The organism is Bacillus sp. LL01 (assembly GCF_001037965.1).
The window spans coordinates 1-10,827 of the sequence record NZ_LFEL01000036.1; the positions used below are offsets into that span (position 1 = coordinate 1).

General features: G+C 39.2%; 11 protein-coding genes. 10 read left to right on the plus strand and 1 reads right to left on the minus strand.

Going from position 1 to position 10,827, the window contains the following annotated elements; all coding sequences use genetic code 11:
• From AB685_RS22695 to AB685_RS22720, 6 genes are all read left to right on the plus strand, one after another.
• Window positions 1-1,447: sulfatase-like hydrolase/transferase (locus AB685_RS22695; RefSeq protein ID WP_047972854.1), on the plus strand; the 1,447-nt coding region annotated here is incomplete at its 5' end.
• A 362-nt stretch (window positions 1,448-1,809) separates the two neighbouring features.
• Complete coding sequence (locus tag AB685_RS22700; protein WP_047972855.1) at window positions 1,810-2,370, plus strand: general stress protein; 561 nt, start codon at window positions 1,810-1,812, stop codon at window positions 2,368-2,370.
• A gap of 286 nt (window positions 2,371-2,656) precedes the next feature.
• Window positions 2,657-3,136, plus strand: a complete 480-nt coding sequence (locus AB685_RS22705; RefSeq protein ID WP_082153731.1) for a DUF2243 domain-containing protein — start codon at window positions 2,657-2,659, stop codon at window positions 3,134-3,136.
• A 3-nt stretch (window positions 3,137-3,139) separates the two neighbouring features.
• The gene (locus tag AB685_RS22710) at window positions 3,140-3,955 is read left to right on the plus strand and encodes a cytochrome c oxidase assembly protein (protein WP_047972856.1); all 816 of its coding nucleotides are present in this window, start codon (window positions 3,140-3,142) and stop codon (window positions 3,953-3,955) included.
• A gap of 257 nt (window positions 3,956-4,212) precedes the next feature.
• Window positions 4,213-5,385, plus strand: a complete 1,173-nt coding sequence (locus AB685_RS22715; RefSeq protein WP_047972857.1) for a TraB/GumN family protein — start codon at window positions 4,213-4,215, stop codon at window positions 5,383-5,385.
• Window positions 5,386-5,432: 47 nt separating this feature from the next.
• Window positions 5,433-5,642: a hypothetical protein gene (locus AB685_RS22720; RefSeq protein ID WP_047972858.1), complete on the plus strand. Its 210-nt coding sequence runs from the start codon at window positions 5,433-5,435 to the stop codon at window positions 5,640-5,642.
• Between the two features lie 54 nt (window positions 5,643-5,696).
• On the opposite strand, the gene dctP is transcribed toward AB685_RS22720, so the two are convergent.
• A complete protein-coding gene (gene dctP / locus AB685_RS22725; protein ID WP_047972859.1) occupies window positions 5,697-6,731 on the minus strand; it encodes a TRAP transporter substrate-binding protein DctP in 1,035 nt (344 codons plus the stop codon).
• A 215-nt stretch (window positions 6,732-6,946) separates the two neighbouring features.
• Between dctP and AB685_RS22730 the strand changes: the two genes are divergently transcribed.
• The 4 genes from AB685_RS22730 to AB685_RS22745 all read left to right on the plus strand — a co-directional run.
• Window positions 6,947-8,071, plus strand: coding sequence for an NADH-dependent flavin oxidoreductase (locus tag AB685_RS22730; protein WP_047972860.1), 1,125 nt, complete (start codon window positions 6,947-6,949; stop codon window positions 8,069-8,071).
• 129 nt (window positions 8,072-8,200) lie between these two features.
• Window positions 8,201-9,295, plus strand: coding sequence for a PRK06851 family protein (locus AB685_RS22735; RefSeq protein ID WP_047972861.1), 1,095 nt, complete (start codon window positions 8,201-8,203; stop codon window positions 9,293-9,295).
• A gap of 133 nt (window positions 9,296-9,428) precedes the next feature.
• Complete coding sequence (locus AB685_RS22740; RefSeq protein ID WP_047972862.1) at window positions 9,429-9,953, plus strand: hypothetical protein; 525 nt, start codon at window positions 9,429-9,431, stop codon at window positions 9,951-9,953.
• A gap of 10 nt (window positions 9,954-9,963) precedes the next feature.
• Window positions 9,964-10,827 (plus strand): alpha/beta hydrolase (locus AB685_RS22745; protein ID WP_131709647.1); only part of this gene is annotated, 864 nt, incomplete at its 3' end.

Here is a 10,827-nt window from a genome sequence, read left to right on the forward strand (position 1 = left end):
GCACGGAGTCACTCAAACCACTGGTGTCGCTAAGGGAGGATTTGACCCCGATGTTTTTTGGCTAGATCCTAATACTGTACCGACCATGGGGCATTATTTTCGCGCAGCGGGATATGATACTTTTTGGAAAGGTAAGTGGCATGCATCAGATGAAGATATTTTAATTCCAGGTACTCATGATGCATATTCTAGCTATAACACAAATACGGGGGTCCCTGTGAAAGACAAGGTAAAAATGTATAAACAAGCAAATCGTCTTGATGCTTTTGGATTTTCTAGCTGGATAGGACCTGAACCTCATGGAACAGACCCGCGTAACTCTGCTTCTTCTGCGGCTAAGGGTATGAGTGGGCGTGATCAGGTTTATGCAGAAGATACGGTGAAGCTGATAAAGTCCTTAGATAAGAAGAGTCAAAAAATAGAGGAACAAAAGCCGTGGTTTGTTATGTGTTCATTGGTAAATCCTCATGATATTGCTTTGTACGGTGTACTAACGGCTGTGCAGCCAACTTTTCATTTTGAGGTCGATCAAACACTGCCATTTATTCCGCCAGCTCCTACGGTAGAGGAGTCATTATCAACTAAACCGAGAGCACAGGAGAGCTATCGTTACACTTACCCCAGAGCCCTTCAGCCGATTATCGACAATAATTTTTACAGACAGCTGTATTACAGCCTACAAAAGAAAGCAGATCAAGAGATGAAAAAGGTTTTTAAAGCTCTTWAACWATCTAGTTTTTATGAAGATACAATTGTGATCTTTACCTCTGACCATGGTGAGCTGCTAGGGGCACATGGGGGATTGCACCAAAAGTGGTATAACATGTACGAAGAATCTATCCACGTTCCGCTCATTATTCATAATCCGCTTCTTTTCGAGCAGAATGAGGAAACGGATATGCTGACGAGTCATGTTGATATTCTGCCTACATTATTAGGGTTATCAGGAGTGAAGGTAGAAAAGGTGCAGGATAAGCTTGCAAAAAGTCATACAGAAGTAAGGCCTTTGGTTGGAAAGGATCTAACCCCGTTAATAAAAGGGTCAGAGGCGTTTCAAGAGGYAGATGAACCTCTTTACTTTATGACGGATGACGATGTCACTAAGGGTCTGAATCAAACAACCGCTAGAGGAGAGCCTTATCAGTCGGTTCTTCAGCCTAATCATATCGAAGCGGTTATTGCTAAACTTCCGAGCGGAAAGAGAAGCGAGAAGGAAATCTGGAAGTATGCCCGATATTTTGACAATCCTCAGTTCGATGATGATCAAACAAGAAAGCAAGTGCCTGATGAATTTGAATTATATAATCTTACTCAAGATCCGTTTGAAGAAAGAAATTTAGCCAGCCCTGAACATGCTACAGAACTGACTGGCCGCATACAAAAGGTTTTAAATGCGATCTTAGCCGAACAATCTAAACAAAAACGACTCGTTCCAATAGATAAATAGTAGCATCTAGGTTAGCTGAATTAAAATTATATGATGATAATTTTCTAGAAAGGCAATAGATTATACCGATAAAAAGTGAGAACGTTGTTGTAGTTAAAAACACTCTCCACCTTATGGTGAAGAGTGTTTTATTTATGACTAGAAAATAAAAGACCTTTCAAGTCATATCGCCTGCTCCTTGAAAAGAATGTTACCCGGCTTTTTTATAAATTTGCTTTTTGATCAAATTATTGGGAAGACTTATCAACGGTACACTAAATTATAAATATAATAATTCTTTAAAATAACTAAATGGTTAACAATTTCTAGAGTCGGGTATTGAATGAAGTAGATGAAACAAAAATAACGAGGAGGTATATTTCATGGAAAAGAAAATTATTGGCGGTGTATTTAAAGATCAATTTGATGCCGTAAATGTAATTGAGCAATTAGAAAGAAATGGTTACAACCGTAAAGATATTTCTATTTTCGCTAAAGATGACGGGATCTCAGAGGCAATTGAAGAAAAAACAGATATTGAGGTTTCAGGAGATTCTAAGAAAAAAAATAATCGAGGCGAAAAGGCAGGGAAAGGATTCGGAATTGGTGCGGGAGCTGGTGCTGTATTAGGTGGTATTGCTGGGCTTGGTTTACTTGCTATTCCCGGAGCAGGTCCAATTGTGGCAGCTGGCCCGATTGCCSCAGCAATTGAAGGCGGGTTAATTGGCGCTGGTGGCGGTGGTCTTGTAGGAGCGATGACTGGAGCAGGTCTCACAGAAGATCAGGCAAAAGAATATGATAAATACTTGAATGAAGGGCATATTGTAGTTCTAGTTGAAGCTGATAAAACACAAGAAGAAAATGTGTTTAATACTTATACAAGTAACAACACAAGAAATTCTCATATGTACCCAAGCTATGAAGGTAGAACAGATACCTTTTAATTAGTCTACTAAATCTTATTGTAATAGAATACGTTATCAAAAAAGGGTCCTATGAATAGGGCCCTTTTTTCGCGAGGTGAAGTAAAAATGTTAGCTATTAATCTTAAAAAGAATCAAAAAAAAAGCGACCTTTACTAAATCAGCGATCTATACAGAGGTTCGCCTAGGTATATAAAGAGGGATAGTGATAAAAAGCTCGGTTTACTTTTTAGAATAATGGAAATAAATACATAGGGAGGTTTGAGTTAGTAGATTAAATGAAATAAATAACATGAAGGAGGTTACTATGGAACATTCAAACTCTATCAATAACATGCACGCTTACTCCAGGCGTAATTTCTGGTCTGGTATTTTATTTGGTTTAGGTTTAATTGCTTTCATTGATGAAATGGTCTTTCATCAACTTTTGAACTGGCATCATTTCTACGATTTGTCAACTACAGATATCGGGTTGATCTCAGACGGGTTATTTCATGCCTTTAGTTGGTTTGCAACAATTGGCGGCCTTTTCTTATTTGCTGATTTAAGACGACGTCATGCCGTGAATATTAAACGGTGGTGGGGCGGGGTCTTTCTTGGTGCGGGAGTGTTTCAGCTGTATGATGGGATCATTCAGCATAAGGTGATGCGTATTCACCAGATTCGCTATGTGGAAAATGTCATTGTGTATGATTTGGTATGGAATATCGGAGCAGTTGTCATGATCATTATTGGTATTGTTCTTGTTAAGCGATCTAATCAATCAAGACAAGTAAAGGGGGAATAATTCATGGAGGGTCATCATCACCAACACAATATGGAGCAGACCGGGTTTGTCCTGGCTGAGTGGATTTTAGCCTCTCCCTTTATTGTACTATTTATTTTATATTTGGCCGCTGTCATGATATCTAATCGTACTCATAAAAAATGGCCCATCTACCGAATTGGGTTGTGGACGGCTGGAACAGCTTTAGCGGTCATTTCTGTTCTAGGTCCGTTAGCTAAGCTTGCTCATGAGGATTTTGTTTGGCATATGGCCGGGCATCTATTTTTGGGAATGCTCGCCCCTCTCTTCATAGTTCTTGCAGCGCCTATGACCTTGTTCTTACGTACACTTCCTATCCATGCTGCTAGAAAGGTAACAAACGTATTACGAACGAGAGTAGCAGCGTTTTTTACAGACCCAATTATTGCTTCTCTATTAAATGTAGGAGGACTTTGGATTCTCTATACGACAGACCTCTATTTGATGATGCACGAGATTGTCGCTCTTCATATCTTTATTCATTTCCACGTTTTTTTAGCTGGATATCTATTTACGGTGTCGATGATCTATATCGATCCGATGCCTCATATAAGGAGCTATCTTTATCGTTCAGTAGTATTGGTCCTTGCACTAGCAGGACATGGGATTTTATCAAAATATATTTATGCTAACCCTCCTCAAGGAGTGGAAAGAGTCCAAGCGGAAAGTGGAGGAATGTTAATGTATTACGGCGGAGATGCTGTTGATATCATCATTATTTTCATCCTTTGCTTGCATTGGTATAAGGCAACAAAGCCTAAAATACAGATGAGTAGGCAATCAACTGCTGAAAATRTTTAAGAGAGCTTGTTCATATTATGTTCATATTTGAGTATCCATTGTTTCCTCCTCAGGTATAAAAGAGCCTTTACCAAAACTGGTAAAGGCTTTTTTTTATGTCAAAAAGACCTCTACCTAATTATGTTTAGGAAGGTAAATTATTATTTTCCGGTTGAAGTTCTGCAGTTGTACATAATTGAATAATTGTAGTTCCTCCTTGAATCTGAGATAATAAAGTAATAACAAATTGGCAGAATTGGATAAAAAGGAAGGTACATATGTCCGAGCAGAACATTACAAGGATAAACTTAGAAGGTAAGGAGCTTATCTTAATTGGTACAGCTCATGTATCTAAGCAAAGTGCTGAGGAAGTAAAGCAAGTCATTGAGGCTGAACAACCGGATTCGGTATGTATTGAATTAGATGAACAGCGTTATCAATCGGTTACAGCTGGTAGTAAGTGGAAAGATATGGACATTTTTAAGGTGATTAAGGAAAAGAAAGCGACTCTCCTTTTAATGAATCTATTTATCTCATCTTTCCAAAAACGAATGGCTAAGCAATTTGATATTAAGCCAGGGCAAGAAATGATTCAGGGTATTGAGTCAGCAAAAGAGGTAGGAGCAGATCTTGTGCTTGCAGATCGTAATATTCAAATTACCTTCTCGAGAATTTGGCATGGGGTCGGGTTATGGGGCCGTGCGAAGCTTCTAATGTCGATCGTTTATAGTGTTTTTAACAATGAAGAGATTTCAGAAGAAGAGCTTGAGCGTCTTAAGACAGAAGATATGCTGAACACGATGCTACATGATCTAACGGCCTCATTCCCGAGACTTAAAAAGCCATTAATTGATGAACGAGATCAGTATCTTGCTCAAAAGATTAAAGAAGCACCAGGGGATAAAGTCGTTGCCGTTCTAGGGGCTGCCCATGTTCCGGGTATTAAAGAACAAATTAAGAAAGACCATGATCTAGATAAATTAAATGAAAGACCTAAAAAGTCAGTAGCTCCGACCATTATTGCTTGGATGATTCCACTGCTCATTTTAGGTATGATTGGATATGCTTTTTATACCAATCCTGAAGTAGGAACAAATCTAACCTTAAGTTGGGTGCTATGGAATAGTGCTTTTGCAGCTATTGGAGCAGCCGTTGCGTTTGGTCATCCCTTGACGATTGTAACGGCACTCGTTTTAGCTCCGCTGACTTCATTGTATCCGTTACTTGCAGCCGGTTGGTTTGCAGGACTTGTTGAGGCGTATATAAGAAGGCCGAAAGTGGCGGACTTTGAGAGCTTATCAGATGATGTCTACTCGGTAAAAGGATTCTGGAGCAATAATGTGACACGTATTTTACTTGTTGTTGTGTTAACAAACTTAGGTAGTACACTCGGTACGATTATCGGTGGCGCCGATGTAGTTAGGATCTTCATTCAAAATATTTTTGGATAGTGGTCGAGTGTTTTGACGATCATTAGGTAGGAAGTAAGGTGAAAAATATGTCAGTCATTGATTTTAAAGCTGCTCAAAAATGGGCGAAAATACCAAAGGACTTTCAGAAACAACTAATAGAAAATGTCTTTTGTAGTAAATGTGGTGTTACTACGATTGTAAACTATACGTTAAAAGATGGTGAACATGGGATTGTACTAAAAGGTACATGTAAAACATGTGGTTCTAATGTAGCTAGAGTTGTTGAAGATAATTAGAAATGAAACGAGAAAACGCCCCGACCTGAGCTCATGTCAGACGGGGCGTTTTTCTTATTCTACGTTTGCAATTCTCTCTAAAATGTCACCGTATTGTTCTTCGTATTTTTCATACACAGGCTCAACTTGTTGGCGGAAGGTCTCTAAATCTAGTTCCTCAGCTGAAACAATCTCAATTCCGTTATCTAGTAATTGTTGTTTTTGTTCTTCCTCAAGTCCTTGAGAAATCTCTCTTTGAGTTTGGGCGAATTCTTTCCCGAGAGTAATGATCGTTTCCTGGATGTCTTCGGGTAGTGATGTGTATGAGTCATCATTCATCAAAAGAGTAGCAGATGCGTAATAAAGACCCGCTTCTGTAAGGTGGTCGACCTGCTCATAAACATTCGTACTCCAAATCACCCCGTATGAGAAATCTGATCCGTCAATAACGCCCTGTTGCAATCCTCCGTATACTTCCGGAAAAGCCATTGGTGTTGCATTCGTTCCAAGTGCGCTATATGTATCTAGTAAAATGTYACTTTCAATGGTGCGCATTTTTAAGYCTTTAAGATCTTCTGGTGTAAGTACTGGATGTTGATTGTTGGCAATATGACGTTGCCCGTTTTCCCAGAAAGCAATCCCCTTTAATCCGGCATCACTCATTTTATCAAGCAACTCTTGACCAATTTCTCCGTCTAGAGTGTTGTAGGCATGCTCTAAGTCTCTAAATAAAAACGGAAATTCAATGGCAGTAACATCCGGTACAAAGTTTGTCACGACTCCCGTTGTGATGACACTCATATCTAAATTCTGTAATTGTACGCCTTCGAGTAATTCACGCTCTCCACCAAGCGCCCCGTTTCCATAAATCTCAAATTGTACCTGGCCCCCTGTTGCTTCTTCAACGGCTTCTGCATAGGCTTCAAAACCAAGGGAATAAGCTTCCTCAGGTGGCGCAATATGTCCTACTTTTAAAGTAATCACGTCATCAGATGCGGTGGTTTCTGCAGCTTCTGCTTCAGATGTAGCACTATCTGCGCCCCCACACGCAGTTAACCAAAGTAAACAAGTAGCTGTTGATACGACTGATAAGATTTTTCTCTTTTTCATCTTCTCTCCCCCTACTAAATCTTTAACGCTTAAAAGCGTTGAATTGATAATGTATTGCCTATTATAAACTATGTTAGATCATTTTACACTAATTATTTGAATTTTTTGTTATCTTTTTGGTTTTATTTCGCTAAGAAAAATATTTGAAATTAAGATAAAACCTCTTTATGATAGAACAAACCGTAAAAGGTTTTAATCGTTAGGAGGAATGTAAGATGAATGAACAATATAAATCTTTGTTTACTACCTATACATTTAAACGTGGGGTAGAGCTGAAAAATAGAGTAATGATGGCTCCTATGACGAACTTTGCTTCAGATGAACAGGGAAAGGTAACTGATGCTGAATTGGATTACTATAGAGAACGTTCAGGTGGTGTAGGAGCGGTTATTACGGCTGTTGCTTACGTAACACGTGATGGAAAAGGATTTCAAAATGAAATTAGTGCCGATTCAGATGAAATGATCCCAAGCTTAAAGAGATTAGCAGACACGATTAAAGGAGAAGGAGCGAAAGTTATACTGCAAATTTTCCATGCGGGAAGAATGGCTCCTAAAGAAGAACTTGTAGGAGATCAGCCTGTAAGTGCAAGTGACGTGGCTGCTCTGCGACCAGGTTCGATTACACCAAGAGAACTAACAAATTCGGAGATCGAAACGATTATTCAAGCTTTCGGAGATGCAACTCGCCGTGCTATTGAAGCTGGATTTGATGGAGTAGAGATTCACGGAGCCAATACGTATCTCATTCAACAATTCTTCTCCCCTCACTCAAACCGTCGCAACGATAAGTGGGGAGGAAGTGTAGAGAGTCGAATGACGTTTCCTCTTGCTGTCATTAAGACAGTAAAAGAAACAGTAGCGACTCATGCCAAAGAGCCGTTTATTATAGGTTACAGAATTTCTCCTGAGGAAATGGAGAGCCCGGGGATTACAATAGAGGATACATTAACATTTGTTGATGTGTTAGCAGATCAGGACCTTGATTATCTTCATATCTCTGTTCAAGACTTCTGGCAAGGCTCAATTCGGGATGAAGAGGATAAGGAGTCGCGTGTTACCCTCATTTCGAAACGTGTAGGTGACAAGGTACCAATTATCGGAGTTGGATCGCTTCATACCCCAGACGAAGTAAAAGAAGCTCTAGATTCGGGAGTGCCATTTGTAAGCTTAGGAAGAGAGTTAATTATGGAACCTAAATGGGTCGAAAAAGTACAAGCAGGCAGAGAGTCTGAAATTAAGACTACCGTAACCAAGAATGATCAAAAAAAATTAGCTGTGCCGGATGTTCTTTGGAGTGCGATTATGAACACTCCTGGCTGGTTCCCTGTAGAAGAATAAGTAATTTGGCACCTGCACTTAGCGTGTAGGTGCCTTTTAAGTTATTAGATCGAAATTCACTCAAATAGGCATTAACCTTTGTTAGATCACCTACATAAACTGATTAAAAGATTATGAGAGGGTGATTTGGTGAAGGGATCAATTCGGAACTATTATGCTGGGGGGAACACAGCTAAGGGGTTCTATAGCCTTTATGATTCGGCTATTGATGGACTGGATCGATTGTTTATTTTAAAGGGTGGTCCAGGTACTGGGAAGTCAACGTTAATGAAGGCAATTGGCCAAGAAATGGTCGATAAAGGATTTGATATTGAATTTTTACACTGCTCCTCTGATAACAATTCAATCGATGGCGTCATTGTGCCTAAATWCGGAATTGGAATGGTTGATGGCACGGCTCCACATGTGATTGAACCGAAGGCACCTGGTGTAGTAGAAGAATATGTGAATTTAGGTGTGGCGTGGGATACAGATAAATTAATGCCTCATAAAGAAGAGATTCTTACCTTGAATACCGCCATCTCTCATGCGTTCCATACAGCTTATGATACATTTGCTGCTTCCTTACGAGCTCACGATGATATTGAAGACATATATATAAGCAATATGGATTTTGCCAAAGCTGATCAACTCGCCACAGAACTAATCAATCTATTTTACGGAGACGACAATCTAGTGAAAGATGCTAATGTGAAACATCGATTCCTAGGTGCAGCTACACCAGTAGGGGCAGTAGATCATATTCAAAACTTAACAGCTGATATTCAAGATCGTTACTTTATTAAAGGGCGGGCAGGCTCTGGTAAATCAACGATATTAAAGAAGATTGCAGCCGCTGGGGAAGAAAAAGGGTTTGATGTTGAAGTCTATCACTGTGGATTTGATCCTAATAGTCTTGATATGGTCATTATTAGAGAGAAAAGCATTGCAATCTTTGATAGCACAGCCCCACATGAATACTTCCCGGAGCGTGAGGGGGATCAAGTCGTTGACGTATATGAACGGTGCATCACTCCAGGTACAGATGAGTTGTACGCAGAGGAAATAGCAAGAACGACTAAATTGTATAAGGACAAAATGAAAGAAGCTATCGCCTATTTAGCAAACGCCAAAATGTTAAGAGATCAGCTTGAAGCCATTTATATTAAAGCGATGGATTTCAATAAAGTAGATCAGATCAAAGAAGACATCCTAAGGGAATTTAATCAACATATTTCAAAGTAGATTAAACGGGTACTGCTCTTATGTCGAGAGTAAGTACCTTTTTTTACGTTAATTAAACGTTTATTTAACGAAGGTGAAATCCTATAGCGACTATGGTAAGATTTGAACAAACTTCTAGAATTGAGGGAAATGGATGTATGATCCAACGATTTTTGRAAACTTGAAAGTGGCCATTGAAAACCATATTTATGACTTAGATAACCTAGATCAAATCGTTCAAATTCATAATAGAGTTGATCGACTTGAAATGGCTGTGATGGCTCGGGAGTTTGCGCTACGATTCTCGCTTAGGGAACGCTCCAAACCAGAAGCGGAAATTAACTTAGTGGCATCTGTGAAGGATTTAGCGGCAGAGATTCTTGAGTCGGATGACCTAACAATTGGCTGTGAATTAAAGGTGAAGTTTTTCTTGGAAGTGGAAGATGTGGATCGTCAGTGTCGAGAAATTGAAGAATTATTAACTGGAATCTGGAAACCAGAGCTAGAGCAACCTATCAGACAAAAGCTTGAATTTCACTATCAGGAACAAGGGTCAAGTTATCATAATACGGTTATTGTTACATTTCCCACAAAAATTAATGAAGAACAAATGGAGCAATTACCGGAATTTATTGATCATATCTTAGTGAGCCTTAAGCAATTACAAGCGATTAAGTGAGGGGATAGGTATGATGAGGCCGATTGAAAAAGCATTAGCTACCATCCAACAAACGGAAATTTTCTTTCCTTGTCAAGAAGATGCATTGGAAGAAGCAATGGATACATATACAACATTTTACGGAGTCAAGCTAACCGATATTAAGCACTCTTATGGCTATGTAATGATCAATCAGCAAAAAGTTTTTCTGCAATCCTTTAAACCAAAGAGATTTCAAGCGACTATATTACTTGTTCATGGGTATTTTGATCATACAGGATCAATGAGTCACCTAATCAATTTTTTGACTGCTAATGGCTATCATGTCTGGAGCTATGATTTAGCTGGTCATGGACTTTCTGGTGGTGAACGTGTCTCCATTGATGATTTTTTATATTACCAAAAAGTGTTGGTTGAAGTTAGTGAAAAGTATGTCATGAACGAATACCATCCAACCTACTTGGTTGCACACAGTACAGGAGCTGCAATCTCACTGAATATCCTCACGCAACAACCTCATACCTTTAATAAAGTTGTGATGCTCGCTCCATTAGTTCGTTCTTATGCCTGGCATGCGTCGATAATAGGGAAGAAAATGATCCCTCCATTTATTAAACATACGAAACGGTATTATCGAAAGAACACCTCAAATAAAGAGTATCACTCATTTGTTAAACAGGATCCATTGCAACATCATCAAGTCTCTATCAAATGGTTAGATGCGCTCTTTTTATGGAATCAGAAAGTAAAGGTGTATTCAAAGTCTAACCAAAGCGTTCTAGTAATCCAAGGGGATGAGGATCGAACAGTCGATTGGAGATTTAACTGCGCATTTATACACCAAAAACTTCCTGGAAGTAACATTATCTTAGTAAGCGGGGCTAATCACCAGTTA